Source organism: Flagellimonas aquimarina (assembly GCF_003149745.1).
In the GTDB taxonomy this organism is placed as follows: Bacteria; Bacteroidota; Bacteroidia; order Flavobacteriales; family Flavobacteriaceae; genus Flagellimonas; species Flagellimonas aquimarina.
On the sequence record NZ_QGEG01000002.1, the window covers coordinates 1,119,218 to 1,137,733 of the forward strand.

17 protein-coding genes are annotated in these 18,516 nt (G+C 38.1%); 6 read left to right on the forward strand and 11 right to left on the reverse strand.

The features are described 5' to 3' along the window. Positions 1-15: 15 nt before the first annotated feature. From DKG77_RS11905 to DKG77_RS11915, 3 genes are read right to left on the reverse strand one after another with little or no spacing between them, the layout of a single operon-like run. Positions 16-270, reverse strand: coding sequence for a MoaD/ThiS family protein (locus DKG77_RS11905; RefSeq protein ID WP_109663249.1), 255 nt, complete (start codon positions 268-270; stop codon positions 16-18). Between the two features lie 5 nt (positions 271-275). Next, entirely contained in the window at positions 276-2,504 is a 2,229-nt protein-coding gene (locus DKG77_RS11910; RefSeq protein ID WP_243414919.1) for a xanthine dehydrogenase family protein molybdopterin-binding subunit, read from the reverse strand. A 36-nt stretch (positions 2,505-2,540) separates the two neighbouring features. Continuing rightward, on the reverse strand, positions 2,541-3,002 hold the full coding sequence (locus tag DKG77_RS11915) for a (2Fe-2S)-binding protein (protein ID WP_109663782.1): 462 nt from the start codon (positions 3,000-3,002) through the stop codon (positions 2,541-2,543). Positions 3,003-3,184: 182 nt separating this feature from the next. Between DKG77_RS11915 and DKG77_RS11920 the strand changes: the two genes are divergently transcribed. Further along, positions 3,185-4,273 (forward strand): vWA domain-containing protein, encoded by a 1,089-nt coding sequence (locus DKG77_RS11920; RefSeq protein ID WP_109663251.1) that lies wholly within the window; start codon positions 3,185-3,187, stop codon positions 4,271-4,273. Between the two features lie 35 nt (positions 4,274-4,308). On the opposite strand, the gene DKG77_RS11925 is transcribed toward DKG77_RS11920, so the two are convergent. Then, positions 4,309-4,911, reverse strand: coding sequence for a 3-keto-disaccharide hydrolase (locus tag DKG77_RS11925; protein ID WP_109663784.1), 603 nt, complete (start codon positions 4,909-4,911; stop codon positions 4,309-4,311). A 148-nt stretch (positions 4,912-5,059) separates the two neighbouring features. On the opposite strand from DKG77_RS11925, the gene DKG77_RS17000 reads away from it, so the two are divergent. After that, positions 5,060-5,227, forward strand: coding sequence for a hypothetical protein (locus tag DKG77_RS17000; RefSeq protein WP_165819389.1), 168 nt, complete (start codon positions 5,060-5,062; stop codon positions 5,225-5,227). Here DKG77_RS17000 and DKG77_RS11930 read toward each other — a convergent pair. Genes DKG77_RS11930 through DKG77_RS11945 form a run of 4 tightly spaced genes read right to left on the reverse strand, consistent with a single transcriptional unit; the run spans position 5,224 to position 8,705 of the window. Further along, on the reverse strand, positions 5,224-6,690 hold the full coding sequence (locus tag DKG77_RS11930) for a M14 family zinc carboxypeptidase (protein WP_109663253.1): 1,467 nt from the start codon (positions 6,688-6,690) through the stop codon (positions 5,224-5,226). The two genes, DKG77_RS17000 and DKG77_RS11930, sit on opposite strands and share 4 nt — an antisense overlap. Positions 6,691-6,694: 4 nt before the next feature. Next, positions 6,695-7,354 carry a peptidoglycan recognition protein family protein gene (locus DKG77_RS11935; RefSeq protein WP_109663786.1) on the reverse strand — a complete coding sequence of 220 codons (660 nt, stop codon included), beginning with the start codon at positions 7,352-7,354 and terminating at the stop codon, positions 6,695-6,697. 9 nt (positions 7,355-7,363) lie between these two features. Next, positions 7,364-7,786 carry a 3D domain-containing protein gene (locus DKG77_RS11940; RefSeq protein ID WP_243414920.1) on the reverse strand — a complete coding sequence of 141 codons (423 nt, stop codon included), beginning with the start codon at positions 7,784-7,786 and terminating at the stop codon, positions 7,364-7,366. Positions 7,787-7,832: 46 nt separating this feature from the next. Further along, positions 7,833-8,705 (reverse strand): pirin family protein, encoded by an 873-nt coding sequence (locus DKG77_RS11945; RefSeq protein ID WP_109663256.1) that lies wholly within the window; start codon positions 8,703-8,705, stop codon positions 7,833-7,835. A 50-nt stretch (positions 8,706-8,755) separates the two neighbouring features. Here DKG77_RS11945 and DKG77_RS11950 point away from each other — a divergent pair, with 50 nt between their 5' ends. Then, on the forward strand, positions 8,756-10,090 hold the full coding sequence (locus DKG77_RS11950) for a serine hydrolase domain-containing protein (protein WP_109663257.1): 1,335 nt from the start codon (positions 8,756-8,758) through the stop codon (positions 10,088-10,090). A gap of 276 nt (positions 10,091-10,366) precedes the next feature. Here the strand turns inward: DKG77_RS11950 and DKG77_RS11955 are convergent, their stop codons facing one another. After that, the gene (locus DKG77_RS11955) at positions 10,367-11,212 is read right to left on the reverse strand and encodes a 1,4-dihydroxy-2-naphthoyl-CoA synthase (RefSeq protein WP_109663259.1); all 846 of its coding nucleotides are present in this window, start codon (positions 11,210-11,212) and stop codon (positions 10,367-10,369) included. Between the two features lie 151 nt (positions 11,213-11,363). Here DKG77_RS11955 and DKG77_RS11960 point away from each other — a divergent pair, with 151 nt between their 5' ends. After that, complete coding sequence (locus DKG77_RS11960; protein WP_109663261.1) at positions 11,364-12,470, forward strand: hypothetical protein; 1,107 nt, start codon at positions 11,364-11,366, stop codon at positions 12,468-12,470. A gap of 69 nt (positions 12,471-12,539) precedes the next feature. Here the strand turns inward: DKG77_RS11960 and DKG77_RS11965 are convergent, their stop codons facing one another. Continuing rightward, entirely contained in the window at positions 12,540-13,682 is a 1,143-nt protein-coding gene (locus DKG77_RS11965; RefSeq protein ID WP_109663262.1) for an acyltransferase family protein, read from the reverse strand. A gap of 221 nt (positions 13,683-13,903) precedes the next feature. Between DKG77_RS11965 and DKG77_RS11970 the strand changes: the two genes are divergently transcribed. Both DKG77_RS11970 and DKG77_RS11975 read left to right on the forward strand, forming a co-directional pair. Next, the gene (locus DKG77_RS11970; RefSeq protein ID WP_109663264.1) at positions 13,904-14,584 is read left to right on the forward strand and encodes an aspartate/glutamate racemase family protein; all 681 of its coding nucleotides are present in this window, start codon (positions 13,904-13,906) and stop codon (positions 14,582-14,584) included. A 91-nt stretch (positions 14,585-14,675) separates the two neighbouring features. Beyond that, positions 14,676-15,236, forward strand: a complete 561-nt coding sequence (locus tag DKG77_RS11975; RefSeq protein WP_109663266.1) for a RidA family protein — start codon at positions 14,676-14,678, stop codon at positions 15,234-15,236. 41 nt (positions 15,237-15,277) lie between these two features. Here DKG77_RS11975 and DKG77_RS11980 read toward each other — a convergent pair whose 3' ends face one another. Next, positions 15,278-18,295 carry a carboxypeptidase-like regulatory domain-containing protein gene (locus DKG77_RS11980; RefSeq protein WP_109663267.1) on the reverse strand — a complete coding sequence of 1,006 codons (3,018 nt, stop codon included), beginning with the start codon at positions 18,293-18,295 and terminating at the stop codon, positions 15,278-15,280. Positions 18,296-18,516 lie beyond the last annotated feature (221 nt).

An 18,516-nucleotide genomic window follows, 5' to 3' on the forward strand; every position in this document is an offset into this window, starting at 1 on the left:
CCATTTCTGCCCCTATTAACCTCCACTTACAGGAGGAATTAGCGCAATTTCATCATAAGAATTAATCGTTTCGCTATCCTCTGCATATGCATTGTTCACTGCAACAGCCAACGAGGATAGTTTATTTAGTTCTGGATATGTTTCTCCTAGAAACTGTTTTAATTCTTTTACTGTTTTTGGAATTTTTCTACCTGTAACACTCGATGTGGGGACAGATAATGTGGAACTCCCCACAATATCTTTGGTAATCCCAAATAATAATATCGTCATAAAAATCAACCTATAATTTCCTTACTCGGTACTTTTAAAAGTTCTGGTGTTTTGGTAAATGGTTGTTTATAGAGTCTATTTCCAGTGGCTGCTTTAAACGCGTTTGCAACAGCCCCACCTGCTGGAGGGAGAGTTGGTTCGCCCAGTCCGGTAGGTGAATACTCATTCTTTATAAAGTGTGTCTCAACTAGAGGTGCCTCCCTCATTCTGATCATTCGATACTTATCAAAATTACTTGCTGTGGGTCTGCCGTTCTCAAATTGCAATTCACCATACATGGAATGCCCAACGCCATCTATTACTCCGCCTTCAATCTGGTTCAGGGCTCCCAATGGGTTAACAACGATTCCACAATCTACAACACATGTAATTTTCTTTACAACGGGCTCCCCATTTTCAATTTCAACATCTGCGACTTCTGCTACATGTGTATTGTGACAGTAATAGTTCACAAATCCTTGATATATGTTTTTTGGTTTAGCTCCCCATCCAGATTTCTCTACGGCAACTTTAATGACTTCTTTCATACGCTCTGGAGAATACTGAATTCTCTCATCTTCTTCTGGTTTTACTTTGTCAAGTAAGTCCAATCGCAATTGAATTTTGTCAGCTTCCATTAACTCCGCCAATTCATCAAAGAAACTCTGCTCTGCATAGGCCAAGAAATTGGTGTAAGGTGCTCTCCAAGCCCCTGTGGTGATATTACTTCTGTAATTCGCGGTGTCCACTTGGTAATTCTCTATGGCACCAGCTGGAAAGAAATTAGGAATCAACCCATACATATTGTCGTTTATGGCCGCTTCCTTTAAATGGTAAGCTGTAATTTTTCCATCTTTTACCCCTGCTTTGATTCTATATTTAATGGCCATTCTATATATGCCATCTTCCATATCGTCTTCTCTAGAATAGACCACTTTTACAGGCTTTTTGATGGTACTGGAAATCTCTGCAGCTTCTATCACAAAATCGCCATATAACCTTCTACCAAAACCACCACCCATTCGGGTCATTTCTAAATATATATCGCTTTCTTCTCTTCCAAGCATTTTGGCTACCAGCCCGGCTTTCCAGGCAGGAGTCTGAATTGGTCCTGCCAAGTGTACTTTTTCTTCAGTAACATTAGCAAAGAAATTCATTGGTTCCATACAATTGTGAGGTAAAAAAGGAGACTCGTATGTACGTTCCAAAATTTCATCGGCTTCAGCAAAAGCTCTCTTTATATTACCATCTGAACGTTCTGTTTTAAAGGTGCTACCGTCCAATAAATCTGTGAGTATTTTATCATGCTCCTCGGTACTTTCCAATGAAGTGTCCTCCTCCCACTCTGCTTTTATGGCTTCTTTTGCTTTCATTGCCTGCCACGTAGATTCAGCAACCACTACCACCTTATCACTTGAAGATATTTTACTGGAAAAACTAGGGTCTTCTTCAAGAAGCCCTCTCACTTTTTCACCAATTTTTATAACATCCAAAACTCCAGGCATTGCTTTTGCTGCAGAATCATCATACGAAACTAACTTATGGCCAAAAGCCGGTGGGCGTACCACGGCGGCATAGACCATTCCATCAACTTTATAGTCCAATCCAAACAATGGTTTTCCAGTGGCAATTTTATGAATATCCACATTGGGGGCGTCCTTACCAATAATTTTATAGTCTTTTGGTTCTTTTAATGCCACATCTTCTGGAACTTCCAACATTGAAGCGTCCTTTACTACATCTCCATAACCTAGAGTTTCTCCTGCGGCGCTGGTGATGACACCTTCACTAACAGCACATTCTGATGCATCCACTCCCCAACGAGCCGCTGCAGCATTGACCAACATTTGTTTTGCCGTTGCTCCCGTTTGTCTAAGGGCATCCCATCCATGACGAATGGACTGACTTCCACCTGCCACTTGTCTTGTATAGTTTTCAGTATCTAGAATACCTTGTTCAACATAAACATCTTTCCATGCTACATCAAGCTCCTCTGCAATGATCATTGGCATGGAGGTTTTTACACCCTGACCAATCTCAGGGTTGGGAGAAAAAATGGTAACTGCCCCATTATCCGCAATTTTGATGAAAGCGTTGAAATCATTGTAGTTTAGTTGGGAAAGATCTATTGGTGGTGCGGCTTTTGGCTTGCACGCCTGGAATAAGTTAAAACCAATCAGCATACCGCCACCTGCTAGTGACGAAGTTCGCATAAAAGCCCTTCTGCTGAATGTTAATGTTGTATTTGTTGACATTGTTGTTGTTTTTTGATGTAAAAAGTTGGCGTTGGATTAATCCATGTTTTCTGCTGCTATCATCACAGCTTTACGAATTCTAGAATAGGAAGCACACCTGCATATATTGCCATGCATCGCATTTTTAACATCCTCTTCTGTGGGTTTTGGGTTGTTTTCCAAAAATGCTGAGGCTGTCATGATTTGCCCCGCCTGGCAATACCCGCATTGCGGAACATCAACCTCTTTCCAAGCTTCCTGCACTGGGTGCGTTCCATCTTCAGATAATCCTTCTATTGTGGTAATGGATTTCCCGTCTAGTTGGGCCAAGGTCATGGAGCAACTTCTCATAGCTGTTCCGTCCACATGAACGGTACAAGCTCCACATTGCCCAATTCCACATCCATACTTGGTGCCGACCAAATCTAAATGATCTCTTAGCACCCATAAAACTGGAGTGTCCTCAGAAACATCTACTGTTTTGGATTCTCCATTGACTTTAATTTGATACGTTGGCATAGTTTCTTGAATTGATTGAATTTCAATTTGATTTCTTGTTGAAGTTACCAAAATTTGATTTGATTGGTTTTTTTTTAACAATGCAAGACTTTTTTTAACTTTTCTTTAAATCTATTGGCGGTTTACAAAGTAATTTTCAAACAAAATGAGCGTTTTGCAATCAGAACCTCAACTATTATAAAATGAAAAATAAGCTGCACTACTTTCTTATCGCAATATTTACCCTAGTTCTTTCTTCCTGCGGAAATGCAGATGATGATGCCAGTTTTGACCTAAATCAAGGTGAATTGGGCCAAGGTAAAGACCCAGATAATTGTCTTGGTTTTGAAGATAACGAACTGTTGTTGTCTATTCAGGATCAATTTACGACTCTACCCGGCAAAGTTTCTATACTCTTCAAAGTTTCTGACCTTCTGGGCAATCCTATCTCTGGTCTAACCGCAAATCAGTTCACCATATATGAACAAGGTAGAAACGATGATTGTTTTAATACAATTTCATCTTCTGAGTCACAAGCCAGAATTTCTTCAAACTCACAGGTTTTCAGTAACAATACTTTATTGATTTTAGATTTGAGCAATAGTGTTTTAGAAGGCAGCTTGGAAGAGTTAAAGACAGCTTCAACAAGTTTTATCACCAATGTGATTCCGTCCCCGGAAACGGATTCTTTTAAAATAGCAATTTATTGGTTTGATGGAGAAAATGAATTGCACCTTCTTAATCCGTTGACATCTTCTTCAGCAGAACTTATTGCCTCCATTGACGGAATTACTCAGGATATAAGTAAAGACCCCTCAACAGACTTGTACGGTGCTGTCATTAAATCTACGGATATTGCCGAAAACCTTATCAAAGAAAACAATGCGTCATCTGTAATAGGAGCTGCTTCAATAGTTTTGTTTACTGACGGTACAGATCAGGCTTCTCGTTTTACAGAGGAAGCTGCGTTACGATCCGTGAATGAAGCAAATAGAAATATTTCTTTCTTTACAATTGGTCTTGGTGCTGAAATTGACACCCAAGTATTGACGGAAATAGGAAAAACGGCAAGTGTTTTTGCTGGGAATAAGGAAGAGTTGGAAACCACGTTTACCCAGATTTCTCAACGGGTTTCTGAACAAGCGAATAGTTTTTACTTATTTGAATATTGCACCCCTAAACGTGATGGCAGCGGGAACAATAACCTAGTGATCCAACTAAGCAATGGAGGGCTTCAAGGAGCCGTACAGACCAGGTTCAGTGCCAATGGGTTTACAGGAGGGTGCGAGTAAGAGGCATCCCTCCTTTTAGGTAAGCACCTGTTGAATTACTTGATATGCTTTAGGGTAATATTTCGCCATCTCACTTTAATTCCACCACCATCATGAATTTGAAGTGCAATAGCTCCTTTTCCATCGCCTATTTTTTCATCGGTCAGTTTTACCATTTCAAGACCGTTGAGCCAAGTTGTAATATGAGTTCCATCAGCAAGAATCTTCATAGTGTTCCACTCCCCCATTTTTAATGCTTTATCCTTTTCCGGTTCGGGTTTTATCAACCAGCCACGACCATAAGACTCATATATACCTCCAGAACTATGTTCGGGCGGGGCAACTTCAACTTGCCAGCCAGATACCTTTGTGCCTTCAAAAGTTGACCTTATAAAAATTCCGCTATTACCATTGTTTTCCTGTTTAAATTCAACTGTAAGTTCAAAATTTTTATAAAAATCTTTGGTGCTTAGGTATCCGTATGCTTTATCGGGACCACTCTCACAGACAAGCTCTCCATTTTCAACATACCATTTTTCGGTACCATGGTTTATCCAACCTTCAAGGTTCTCGCCATTAAATAAATTGATGGTCGTTTCTTGCGCATTATTTGCTTGAAATAGTAAAATGATTAAAAGAGCAGAAAGAGTGTTTTTCATGTTCAGAATGGACTTGTTTAGACGATTAAGGTACATATTCCTTGATTTTTTGGTAGGGTTTTTAGACCAATAGTTGTTTTAAACATATAGACAACAACTAATTACATCCCAATAAACTATTCAAAAGTTTAACTCAAAAAAATAAGCTATGGATGTAGTAAAAGAAATTATTCAGAACAGTGCCCTTGGTCCTCTTTCAAACGGACTTAAAGGTTTGGTACTATCATTATTTGCTTCGATTGTTGGAGCACTCCTGACCATGCTGGTGGTATTGCTTAAGTATGGCCCCCAAATGAGCATTCAATATGGATATTAACGGTAGATAAGACCGTTTCCGAAATTTTGTTTTTCTATAGGTTTTAATAAATCTATAAGAAACCCATTAATGACCCCGTGGGTCAATTTACCTTCTTTTTCCAAAAAGAACGTTGGGTTTACACCGGGTTGAAGGTTAAAATCCTGCATTTTATAGGATTCTGAAACAAAATGACCCGGTAACTCTGTATAAGGTATGGGTGGTAAAAAGTCTGATTTAAAGTATCCATAACCAGATTTAAAAGGACTGTTTTCAGCGTTCCACATAGCTCTGGTATTCGTGTTTATTGCTCTTGGATAAAGTTTTGCTGGAACTATTTTATATCCGGTGGCATCAAATGTCTCATACCCATAATAGGTAGATAAATCACCTTGATCTACAATGATACTTTTGTAATAGAAAGATTCATGTTTTTCATCATCAACTTCTTGGCGTTGTATGCCTAAGTCCAATAAATAGTCCTTTCCCAAAAGTTCATAGGTGACATTTTCTATCTTTAGATCGAACAGTTTGCGATCGTTGTGTGGAATTTTCTCGTATTCTTCAATAGCAATATCTTGATAACTGTTTTTTGCTATTGTATAAAGTGCAGAAAGGATGGAAACATAGTTCAGCTTTCTTATTTCTTGCTTTTCCAGATCATTTGCATACCCTCCGGATTCTATTAAAATAAGGCTTGTCCCCCATTTGGCAATATTGTCGCCAAAAGCACGAGGTTCAAAACTATCATTATAGCGCCCAACCTGTCCTGGAGCATATTTTTGAATGATGTTGTTCATATAGACAATTACCTTCATCGCATTTGATCGTACTTCATTTATGTCCTTTTCATAGTTAAATGCAGTTGCCAAATAGGAAATTGTGGCCGGTTTACTGGTCAATTCCGCATTGTAATAGGTGCTTTGGTCATGAAGGTTAAATCCAAATTTGGCATCCAAGCTATCGCGAAGTCTTTTTAACGTTCGCCCCTCCGGAGATTGTAATCTTAGCGCATCTCTATTGATATCAATTCCCAAGGCATTCCTCCTCTGATATGCTTCAGCTCCATCTGGATTCAACATAGGTAAAAAATGAAGCTTCAATTTTGAAAGAATTTCATCTTTTTCTGATTTAAAACTGGGTGCATCCAAAAAGTTGAGAATGTCAAAAATCGCTTGGGTAGCCGTTGGTTCATCTCCGTGCATCTGCGACCATAAGAAAATGTTGGTTGCTCCAGAGCCAATGCTTATCAAGCTTAAATCGCGTCCTTCAATTGATTTTCCAACTTTCTGTACTTCAAATTTGGAATTAGCATCAAACCTTCTGATCAAGGGTTGCAACTGTTGATGCTTTATTCTTCTTTTATCCAAAGAAGGTTCCTTAAACTCTTCATACGTTTCATAGAGTTCAGAAGTTATCGCTTCTTGGGAATAGGTAATTAGGCTGAAACACCCGATAAGGAATACTATTATTATTTTTTGCATGTTCTTATTTTGATGGAACGGGTTTAAAATTAAATCTTTTTGTTGCCTTTCGCACTTTTTTCATGAAATCCATTCCTGGGTCGGTCTTTTCGGTTCTATATCCATCATCTACTTCGAGCCAGAGCGGATGTCCTTCAAACTGGGTATACTCCTGATGTCCAATAATATATTCAATATCGTATTTTGTTGACAGATATTCTACCAAAAAAATATTGGCCTTTACTTGTTTTCGGGTCAATGGCGTTTCTTTTGTTCCACCTACATTTTCAATACCAATGGCACAATGGTTTAACCCAATTACATGTCTGGCCATTGTGGTTTCTGGCATTAACCGGTAAATAGTGCCGTCTTGATCAACCAGAAAATGGGAAGAGACATTTAACCCGCTCACACTTTCAATATCTGGCCTCCAATTTGGCAATGTTGAATTTTCAAATGCCTCAAACGACTTTCTAAGGGTGGGAATGGCCGTCCAATGCAATACAATCATTTTAGGAACAATATCCGCAGTTTCCTGCTCCATGTTATAGCGTTGTGATAAATATTCTTTTGTAAGTGAGGTTCGTTCTTCATCAAAAACTATAGGTTTATCTATAATTGTCTTTTGTATACTGCATGAAGAAAGCACAATTGTTATCAGTATTATTGATTCAATCTTTCTCATACAGGTCATTTATTTAGATGGGTTAATAGTGTCAATAGGTACTGCATAACAAATGTCAAGTTTTCGTTTTCCCCATTCCCTTGCTTTTTTAATGTCCTTCCCCATGTAAATATCGATTCTGTTTTTCCATCTCTTGTTCATCTTATCTTTTACATAAAAAGTATCTGGAAAGGTATCTATCATTACCATGGTGTTGTATCTTAACCCTTGGCGCAACAAATCCCTGGATACGGCAATACATTTCATTCCAGGTTTTAAGGTATCGCCCCAAGCTGCAATATTAGGATTGACACTTTTGGTTTGCCATGCAACGGAATTATAAGCCGATGCGGTAACTTCCGTAGCTATCCAATCCCAATTACTTTTCTCAACGGATTCGGATTTCTCCTTACATGCGGTCAGCATTAACAAACAAATGAACAATTTCTTCAACAAATTCAATTAAAGGCAACAATTAAATATATAAAATCTATCAGCGTTATCCTGGAAGAGGTACATAAGAACTATCATGTTGCATCATTGGAAACGTCTTGTTCTCCCAATTTTTTTTTGCTTCATCAATTTTCTCCTTGCTTGACGAAACAAAGTTCCAATAGATATGACGTTCCTCTGCAAAGGGCTCTCCTCCAAACAATAGTAAATGAGAGTTGGGTTTAAGGGTGATTTTACAAACATCTTCAACTTTGGATACGAGTATGTTCCCTTTTTCTATTTCCTGTTCACAGGCAACTATTGCCCCTTCTACTATACAAATACCTATTTCTCCTTTTAAATTTCCTTGAACATTGAGTTGATAAGTTGATTGATTTTTCACTTCGACCATAAAAAATGGAGAATAAGAAGGAACTGGGGATTTTCTCCCATAACCTTCTCCCGCGACTAAGGTAAACTTCGTATCTCCGTCTTTCCAATTTGGTAAATTTTCTCCTTCAATATGGTGGAATTCGGGCTCCATATCTTCCAATTCTTTTGGAAGTGCAACCCAAATTTGATAGCCATGGGCAGTAAATACTTTACCATTACGCATGTCCTCCGGTGTCCTTTCTGAATGCGAAACACCCTTGCCAGCCGTCATCCAATTCACAGAACCTGGACTTATCCGTTGTTTAGTCCCAATACTGTCTTCATGCATTATTTCGCCCTCAAGCATAAAAGTCAAGGTGGACAGTCCAATATGAGGATGTTGATCAACATCCATATATTTTGAGGGACCAAGTGTTGTTGGTCCCATATGGTCTATAAAAATAAAGGGACCTATCATTCTTTTCTTTCTGAATGGAATCAACCTACCCACGAGAAAATCACCAATATCCCGGCTTCGTTCTTCTATGATCATTCCTAGATTGGACATGATGTAAATGTTTATATTTAGTCCTTGAAAGTTACAACAAATCTTAATCTATGAAACTGTTTAAACGCGCTTTAGTCCTACTGCTAATCATTATTGGCGTACTCGTATACTTAAACTATACAAAACTTAATATCATCTCTGGTTACGCAGCTAAAAATATGGCCTCCAGTGTTTTTGTAGCTCAAAGGTCTGCGGAATCAATCACGCAATATGACAATAACGTTCCACTCATCAAATTGGCTGAAACAGAGGTGGACAATAAAACTAAGTCGGCGTCTTCGTCTGTTTATGGGTTTATGGAACGTCAATCCGTTTACAGGGAAGGATTGGGCGCCGTGCTCATAAATGACGATTATGATTCTAGCGAGTTTACTCTAAAACCAAACCGAAATAGACTATCGGACACCATTCCTTATCCTTATGGCCAACTCAATCCAAAAGACACTATTTTTCCTGAAATAGATATGGTACAATTGAACAAGGCTGTGACAACCGCCTTTTCTAATGCTGATGTGCAAAAAACAAGAACACTGTTGGTTTTATACAAAGGGCATTTAGTGACAGAAAAATATATTGATGGATTTACTAAAGACACACCAATTTTAGGCTGGTCCATGGCCAAAAGTGTATTGGCCACCTGTTATGGGGTTTTGGAGCACCAAGGAAAATTGGGAATGGATTGGCCTGCCCCAATTGCAGAATGGAAAGAAGATGAAAGAAGAAACATCACCCTAAACCATTTGTTGCGCATGCAGAGCGGGCTTGAATGGGAGGAAGATTACACCAAAATCTCTGATGTTACTAAAATGCTATTTTTAGATAGTGATATGACCAAGGCACAGAAGAAGAAAAAAGCCATTGCAAAACCAACAGAAATCTGGAATTATTCTTCTGGCACTTCAAATCTGCTCTCTGGAATCCTAAGGCAACAATTCAGGTCTCACCAAGAATATCTGGATTTCCCATATTCAGCCTTTATTGATAAGATAGGAATGTATTCCATGACGTTGGAAGCTGATATCGCAGGGAACTACATTGGGTCTGCTTATGCTTGGGCAAATACTCGTGACTGGGCACGTTTTGGACAATTATATTTAGATAAGGGTTTATGGAATGGAGAACAACTTTTTAATACCGCTTGGGTAGATTACATTACAGAGCCGACACCTCATTCTGATGGCACATACGGCGCACATTTCTGGCTGAATGTAAATGGCAGGTATCCTGATGCTCCTAAAGATTTGTTTTCATGCAATGGACATGAAGGGCAATATGTGTTTGTAATTCCGTCCAAAGATTTGGTCATTGTACGCACAGGATTGGCGCAAGATCCTCTTTTTGATGTAAATACATTCTTGTCAGAGGTCGTTAAATCTGTGCAGTAAATCGATATTTTATATTAAAATTTAGCGTAAACCACAACAAAACGCCCCTTCACAACAATAATTTCATTTACGGGAACACTGGTGCTACATTTACAACGTAATAATAACAAAAAATAAATTTTTTCATTTTCATATAGTGTTCTCGTAAAAGAGTCTTGACCATAACGGCAAGGCTCTTTTTAGTTTGACCCAAAGGGTCTTTTTTATTTTACGCCCTTATGAAATGGTTTGAAGAAACTTTTAATGTCAAATTCGGTTTGGTTAGGAGAAAATGGTTTAAGGCAACCATTTGTTATCACCAAAATCAGGTTTCCGTTTTTCTAAAAATGCATTTCTACCTTCTTTGGCTTCCTCCGTCATATAGGCCAAACGTGTAGCTTCTCCGGCAAATACCTGCTGCCCTACCATACCGTCATCAGTAAGGTTCATGGCAAATTTCAGCATTTTAATAGAGGTTGGGGATTTCTCCAATACTTCCTGAGCCCATTTATAGGCAGTTCTTTCTAATTCTTCATGCGGAATTACAGCATTCACCATTCCCATTTCATATGCTTCTTGAGCGGAATAGTTTCTTCCTAAAAAGAAAATCTCTCTGGCCTTTTTTTGCCCAACCATTTTTGCCAAATACGCGGAGCCATATCCGCCATCAAAACTTGTAACATCAGCATCGGTTTGTTTAAAAATAGCATGTTCTTTACTAGCAAGGGTCATATCGCAAACCACATGTAGGCTGTGTCCTCCGCCTACGGCCCAACCGGGTACTACGGCTATGACCACTTTGGGCATAAAGCGAATCATGCGTTGTACTTCTAAAATATTCAATCTATGTTGACCATCTTGACCAACATAGCCCTGATGTCCCCTAGCCTTTTGGTCGCCCCCACTGCAAAATGACCAAATTCCATCTTTGGTAGACGGTCCTTCAGCCGAAAGTAAAACTACGCCAATTGATGTATCTTCCTGAGCGTCATAAAATGCCTTGATCAATTCACTTGTGGTATGCGGTCTAAATGCATTACGTACATTGGGTCTATTAAAGGCTATACGGGCAACGCCATTACATTTTTTATACGTAATATCCTCAAATTCTATAGCGGTTTGCCAATTGGGTGTCTCTGTCATTCAAAAAGTCTTTGGTCAAAGATAAATAGATTGGATAAACTCCAAAAAAGGTTTAATGTACCATGAAATCCAGGAACGCAGTTTATCGAGATCCCCTTTTAATTTAAAATATGTTCAATTGATGTGCGTTCCTCTATAAAATGGGAACACTATGCACAGCCTCAAACAATATATTAATCTATTCATATTTCTATTTCTTTCCATCTTAATTCTTTCTTGTAGTAAAGAAGAAGATGTCATAGATGATTCAGCTCAGGACATGGATATGTCCGACCTTGATGAGCAGATACCAGATGACTCTGGAAACACAGATACTCCAGAAACACTGGTGCTAGAAACAGGATTTACAATAGATAAAGAGCGTATGTTCACCAATCTTGTACTTTCTGATAGTGAATACAATAAATTCCTTTCAGGCGAAGGAGATATGCGAATGGTTTCCAACAAAGCATATGAATATTTTGATGATGACTTTGATTTTATCATCATTCTCAATGTAGAAGACTCCCAACCAGATGGTCTTTACTTTGGATTATCAACTCCAGCCAAAAATGACATACAAGGCCTTGGAAGAAGTGTTTGGGACAATACTGCCGCTTTTGGTTCTGCAGGAAAACTTAAAACGGTTATCCATATGCCGAGGACGGAGTATATAAGAAACGGACCTTTTTTGCATGAGATACAGCATTATTGGAGCAATCATGGTCTTATACCTACTACTGCTGGCGGGCATTGGGGTTACTCTAGTGTTGGTGGACAACTGGGCGGTTTTGATGAAATTGAAGATTTGGGCAGTAACACATATCGGGGCTTGGTTGATGGTGAAGTTGGTTTTGGTACCGTAGCAAATGGTGGAAATTCAGTGCCTTACTCAAATTTGGAGCTTTACGCCATGGGACTTATAGATACTGATGAACTTGAAGCTGTAACAATAGCTGAAAACCCTGGTTCAACATCAGAATTTGGAGTTTTTACAGCAGATGCCCTAACAGTTTTAACACCAGAAGATATTATTAACGAAAACGGTTCTCGTATTCCTAATCCAGAAAATGCGCAGACTGAGTTTAACTCACTGGTAGTGGTAATCTCTAGAGATGATATCCCTCAAAGCAAAATAGATGCCTTGAATTCCAATCTTGAAAACTTTGCAACCAAAGGAGATCCAGATACTTCATGGGGAGCACTCTTTAATTTTTGGAAAGCCACATTTGGCAAAGCCTCCTTTGACTTTGAAATAACAAATAAGCATTTGAAATAGAGGTTTAACCTTATGTTTTATACCTCTTCACTACTTTTCGTGTGTTAACGCAAATGACCTGAGCTGATTTTATGTTCTCTTCCATTTCATGCCAAACAAAACATGTGTGACAATTGTTTTTCTTATAAGAAAATGATAAAGAAACCAAATGGAAGAAACGCATACTACAACCAGCACCAATAATTTTAACCCAATACCTATATTCCATTGCAACACAAAATAGCCAGACGCCACAATGATCGCTTGATGTATAATATAAAATGGATAAACAGCCGTATTCAAATAACTCAAATATGTGTTTGAGAAGTTGAGATACTTCATGGTGTAGCCTATGGCTGATAGGATAATGACCCATATATGAAAACCATTGAGGAGCCCATACACGTATAAATTACACCCTTGTTTCGTAGGCTTGTAGAGCTCCCAGTTCCAATAATATTTCCAAATTAAAGAAACGGCCAACAGGAGGGCAATCCACAAGAATAGCCTTCTATATTTTTTGCAGGTTTCCCAAAAAGAAGAAATACTACTTAATACAAACCCCAAGAAGTAAAAGGTGATAGATGAAACAAACACATACCAATCGTTGATTAAACTGCCCTGTTCTGGCCAATCTATGTATAACAAATAGAAGTAAAAAACGAATGGAATGGCTAAAAATAAATGGGCGATCGGTCTAGAAAACAGGACATTGAAGAAAGTATTAAAACGATTCAACCATTTCACCTTTGCTAAAGAAAAAACAGGAAGTAAAAGAATGGTGAAAACAAACAAGTAGGCTACAAACCACATATGGCTCCAAGTGAAAGAGCCATCTGGATAAGGTACTATTTCATATACAGAAGGATAGAATTCTGAATAGCCCACACTGATTCTTCCCTTCTGTAACCATTCAAAATAAACCTGTATTGGCGTAACAAAGAAAATTGCAAATGCCAACGGAATGAAAAGACGTACAAACCGTTCTCCCAAAAAAGCGAGGATTGTGCGTCTTTTTAGTGAAAAACGTACACCTACCCCAGCAATAAAAAACAACAAAGGCAACCGCCATTGATGCAGCCACCAAATTAATCTGGTTATCCATGGGGATGTTTCATCATTGTTGATTTCCCAGGTGTAGTGTTCAACAAATGGCACGGCGCAATGAAACAGAATAAGTGTCACAAAGGCCAGTACTCTTAACCAATCAATATAATGGAGTCTTTCCTTCATTATCGGAGGTGTTGGCAATAGGTTCTATTGTAAAGACATCATTTGCAAATAAATAGTTGCCTGAAATGGAAAAAAGCTGATTGCATGTTGTTGAAAACTATCAATGCATTAGACCACAAGCCCTTGATTTTAAATTAAAATTCATCGAATTTCGTTATCTGTTGATATGCCATTAAATGGATAGCATATCTTAAACGTTGGGTGTATCCAAAACATAACAAATGAAGAAAATTGGACTAGTAGGAGGAATAAGTTGGACTTCAACTGAAGATTATTATAGATATATAAATAAAGGTGTAAATGAAAAATTGGGAGGATTGAACTTTGCCGAATGCATTATCTATTCATTGAACTTTGGGGAAATTCAAGAAAGAAGTTGGGAAGGTTCTTATGAACTATTGCTGAATGCAAGTAAGAAATTAGAAAAGATCGGTGTGGATGCAATTGTACTTTGTGCAAATACGGCTCATCTGTTTGCAGATAAAATTCAGAAAGAAATCAACTCGCCAATTATTCATATCGTAAAAGAGACCGCAAATTCAATATCACAACAAGGATTGACCAAAGTTGGATTATTAGGAACTATTTTTACAATGGAGCAAAATTTTTACAGAGAGAAACTTGAAGAAAAAGGAATAACAGTCTTGGTGCCTGAATTACAGCAAACAAGAGATTTAATTCAACACATTGTAAAAGAAGAATTAGGCAAGGGGATAGTAAAAAAAGAATCTAAGGACATCTTTCTTTCTATTGCTAATACCATGATCAAAAAAGGAGCTGAAGGTATAATTTTAGGATGTACAGAAATCCCTTTATTAATTAATCAGGAAGATTTTATGGTGCCAGTTTTTAATACAACCAAAATTCATTCACAAGCAATTGTTGAATTTGCGGTATCATAAATTGCAAAAAGAAGTCAGCAGCGAACAATCTTTATATTGTGTATTACCGTAAAAGTTGAAATGTCCACCTCATTTAAAAACAACCACCTAGATGAAGAAACTATTTTTTTGCATTTTTTTAATAACGACAATAAGCAGTTGTAAAGATCATCATAAAGAAGAAAAAGCCACTGTCCAGCTGTATGATTATGATGTAGAACAGAGAATCACGGAGTTGGGAATTGAATTACACCCTCCTAAATTACCACCAGGATTAAAAATAAAATTGGCCAAAAGAGTAGACAACCTTGTTTATTTATCTGGAAACGGCCCTATATCGCATGACGGAGAACGTACCGTGGGAAAAGTAGGAACAGATTTAACAGTTGAACAAGGATACCAAGCGGCCAGGTTAACCGCTATTAACCATTTATCTGTACTGAAAGAAGAGATTGGTGATTTGAACAAAGTAGTGAGCATTGTAAAAGTATTGGGCATGGTAAACTGCAATGCTGCGTTTGAAAACCATCCGCAGGTAATCAATGGCTATTCCGATGTATTGATTGAAGTCTTCGGTGAAAGAGGCAGACATGCCAGATCCGCTGTTGGAATGGGTTCTTTACCATGGAACCTTGCATGCGAGGTTGAAACTATTGTTGAAATAAAAGATTGAAGCTTAATTTAAAACTTTTTTTGATGAAAATTTAGCCCCAATCAATATGGAAGCATTCCACTATTGGACAGATTCATGACCTTGTATTTTATGTTTCGTTGTCGTAACGTAATCATTTTTACATCTTCCTCATTTGTTTTATTGTTCCTGAGTGTAAACTTTAAGTATGTTGGCAAATTAACCTGATTGCCTAAATAGGTCATGTTTACCAACCATTGTCCTTGCTGCATGTCATCAATGTCAAAACTTTCAGATAGTGCTCCCTGTATACGTTTTTCATTCGTGATTTCCGTAGCGTTGTTCCAGTTATAATAATGCCCTTGAGGACTAACAAATTGAAGTTCAAATTGAGTGTTGGGGTCGTTCCATTCAACCAATAAACTAAAATTACTTTGTTCTTTAAACGTGAATTTGGATTTATCTATCCCAATTTCCTCGCTATGTCCCTGTAATACATCCAACATCTCTTCTTTGACTATTTGGTCCAAGCCCTTACTTTCAAGATTGTTCTGTATGCCAATATATCCTTTGTACATGTTCCATGCCTCTTTATACTCCCCTGTTTCAACCAGCATTTTTGCCAAATCCCGTTTTGCCTGTGGAGTCTTCTTGACCTTGTTAATTTGCTTGTAGATTGAAAGAGCTTCTTGCTTTTGTTCTGCTTCCTCATGAGCGTAAGCAAGAATTTTGAGCGCATCTACCTGTTCGGGAAATTGCTCCAACAGATTTGATTTTATGCTATTTGCTTTTCTTGAATCATTCCAATGATCCTTAAAGATTTTACTCGTTTCAAAATAAAAACTGGGCGTATGTCCATAGTTTTTTCTATCACTTAAATATTGTAAGTATGCTTTATCCACATTGGGTGAATTTGCTATTCGTTGCGCATAGAGTGGTTTACTTGCTAAACCATTGGCAAGTTCAATAGCATCGTTCGAGTATGTATTTTGTAATTTGTTTTTAGAATTTTCGGTGACTTCTATATCATCAAATGTGTTGCTTATGGTGCGTACTATAATGATCCCTCCTGGTGCCAATCTTCCATATTTGGCAGCAGACCAAGCCGCTGGCATAATAGTAATATCTTTAATATCATGAAGATTAATGTGATATGGCGGGTCTTGAGGTGCATATATATTACCATCTACATCCCAAGCAGCGTACCAACCATATAACTTACCCTCTCTAAGCGCCACCAAATCAATATTCTCTGGATACTTTCTTACTATTTCAACTCCAGGAAATTTTCCCTGCAAGGCATCCATAATAGTTTGGGCGCTTTTACTAATATGCTCTCCTGAGAGCTGCTTGACTCCGAAACCGATTCGCTCCATGTCCAAGGTACCAAAGCGAGTGGAAATATTCTTATTCAACGGTTTATGAAGCTCCTTTAACCTTACATTTTCTTCCAATACCACTTCATCCAAGGCCGTAATGCCTATAGGCATAATAATCTTGAGCATTCTGGCTGATGTATTAACCACTGTAGAAGTAGCCTCTCTTCCTGGATAAGAAAAATCTAAAACCTCCCCATTAAGCGCTTTTATTGTAAAATTACCTCTGGAATCTGTTCTGGTCTGTCTTTCTGTGCCCCTTACCTTTACCAGTACATTTTGTAGTTGCTGATCAAGGTCACCTACATTGCCTGTAACTTCGGAAAGTTTCTGTGCAGTTCGGGCAGTGTAATCCAAATTATCCAGCATATAGCGCTCCGTAAATTGAACCGCCAGTGCCATATTGTCCAGTTTTTCCAGATTGATGTAATTACCCCCATGATCTTCTGCAATGTCTTTAAGTAGGGTGTGATTGGCTGTATTATTGCCATTTACGGTAAAAAGTGTTCCATACCAGTCTTTGGTTGCATCCATAGGAAAGTTTTTGCCATCGGTAAAAAACAAGGTCTGCTGCGAAGTTTCCAATTTTTGCCAAAGCCTGTGGTCGATGGCTCCATCATAAACAACAGATTCAATTGTCTTTTTTAATGTTTCCCAATTACCATTGCCAATATTATGAGACGTTCTTTTTCCAAATTGATGACCAATAGGCTGAAAAACTACTTGCACATCACCCAAGTTTTTAAAGTAGTTATCCAGAAAACGGAATTCTTTATCCAAACTCCTATCCTTCATTGATAAGGAAGTGTCCCAAAGCAGCATTACTTTGCTGGGTTTATCCCTAAACTTAGCTTTAGCTTCAACAATTTCCTCCTCCTTCTCTATTGCAGATGTATTTAGGTTAAAAGCAATCGTAAACCCTTTCCGCATGCGTTTCCACCGATCTTGGCTCAATAGTCTTGTATATGATCTAGACCCATCATTAATCGCAGAAATACCAATACCCACTCTACCCCCGTAAATTTTTAAAAGCTCCAAGCTTATTACAAAATGGGAATCCACCACAATGTTGTAAGGCGAAAGGTCTATGGAAATGGTTCCTTGACGCTGTCTTATGGTATATAAAATGTTACCGTTGGAAATGTTTTTGCCAGGAAGGCCATTTTCAAATTCATATACGTTAACTCGTACAAGCAAACTGTCCGAAATATTGGCAATAATGTTAAAGGAAACATCTTCAAGTTTTAAAGGTCCACGCCGCATTAATATTTTGGAACCATGTTCCCCACCAAGGGCAAGACTATCATTCCAAAAGCCAAAGAGACGTTTAGAGCCACTTTGATATCCCACACGCCTTTTATCCGCATCACTGCTTTTAACGGTTACCCCTTCAAGCTGATAAGGCACAGGTTCAAGAGCAATGGTCGGTTGAGTTTTTAGCAGTCCCATAAAATTTTGGGTGGAAAATTTTAGGGTCTTATAACCTATCCTAGAAATTTGAAGCGTGTCTTTTTCATTGATTTCACTTTTGTCTAGATAAAACTTAAACGTTCCATCAAAATCTGAAACAGTCCCCTTGGCTCTATCTACTACTCCAATGTTAGCGAAATCTACAGGTTTTCCAGTGTCATATTCAGTTATGGTGCCTTTTACGGTAATCTGTCCTGTCAACTGGGCACTAAACATTAACAACAAAAGGACTAAAGGGGTAATTGAAATTTTCATAGCAAGAAATTACAAATTATCAACGCTAAACTCCACAGTGTAAATATGCCAATTTGCACATAAGAATTTGTTTTCACTAAGTTAGATAAATAATAGATACTGAAGTAAATACATGAATAGGCATTTTTACTTATCAATAAGTAAATAAACTGTTTATTGTGTTCTGCATTGACAAACATTTAATATGTTACATTTATGCATGTTAATATGGAACCGCACAA

What these genes read in the sequence shown, in the direction of transcription:
- DKG77_RS11905 (WP_109663249.1), bottom strand. Translation starts at nt 270, where the DNA reads ATGACGATATTATTATTTGGGATTACCAAAGATATTGTGGGGAGTTCC.
- DKG77_RS11910 (WP_243414919.1), bottom strand. Translation starts at nt 2,504, where the DNA reads ATGTCAACAAATACAACATTAACATTCAGCAGAAGGGCTTTTATGCGA.
- DKG77_RS11915 (WP_109663782.1), bottom strand. Translation starts at nt 3,002, where the DNA reads ATGCCAACGTATCAAATTAAAGTCAATGGAGAATCCAAAACAGTAGAT.
- DKG77_RS11920 (WP_109663251.1), top strand. Translation starts at nt 3,185, where the DNA reads ATGAAAAATAAGCTGCACTACTTTCTTATCGCAATATTTACCCTAGTT.
- DKG77_RS11925 (WP_109663784.1), bottom strand. Translation starts at nt 4,911, where the DNA reads ATGAAAAACACTCTTTCTGCTCTTTTAATCATTTTACTATTTCAAGCA.
- DKG77_RS17000 (WP_165819389.1), top strand. Translation starts at nt 5,060, where the DNA reads ATGGATGTAGTAAAAGAAATTATTCAGAACAGTGCCCTTGGTCCTCTT.
- DKG77_RS11930 (WP_109663253.1), bottom strand. Translation starts at nt 6,690, where the DNA reads ATGCAAAAAATAATAATAGTATTCCTTATCGGGTGTTTCAGCCTAATT.
- DKG77_RS11935 (WP_109663786.1), bottom strand. Translation starts at nt 7,354, where the DNA reads ATGAGAAAGATTGAATCAATAATACTGATAACAATTGTGCTTTCTTCA.
- DKG77_RS11945 (WP_109663256.1), bottom strand. Translation starts at nt 8,705, where the DNA reads ATGTCCAATCTAGGAATGATCATAGAAGAACGAAGCCGGGATATTGGT.
- DKG77_RS11950 (WP_109663257.1), top strand. Translation starts at nt 8,756, where the DNA reads ATGAAACTGTTTAAACGCGCTTTAGTCCTACTGCTAATCATTATTGGC.
- DKG77_RS11955 (WP_109663259.1), bottom strand. Translation starts at nt 11,212, where the DNA reads ATGACAGAGACACCCAATTGGCAAACCGCTATAGAATTTGAGGATATT.
- DKG77_RS11960 (WP_109663261.1), top strand. Translation starts at nt 11,364, where the DNA reads ATGCACAGCCTCAAACAATATATTAATCTATTCATATTTCTATTTCTT.
- DKG77_RS11965 (WP_109663262.1), bottom strand. Translation starts at nt 13,682, where the DNA reads ATGAAGGAAAGACTCCATTATATTGATTGGTTAAGAGTACTGGCCTTT.
- DKG77_RS11970 (WP_109663264.1), top strand. Translation starts at nt 13,904, where the DNA reads ATGAAGAAAATTGGACTAGTAGGAGGAATAAGTTGGACTTCAACTGAA.
- DKG77_RS11975 (WP_109663266.1), top strand. Translation starts at nt 14,676, where the DNA reads ATGAAGAAACTATTTTTTTGCATTTTTTTAATAACGACAATAAGCAGT.
- DKG77_RS11980 (WP_109663267.1), bottom strand. Translation starts at nt 18,295, where the DNA reads ATGAAAATTTCAATTACCCCTTTAGTCCTTTTGTTGTTAATGTTTAGT.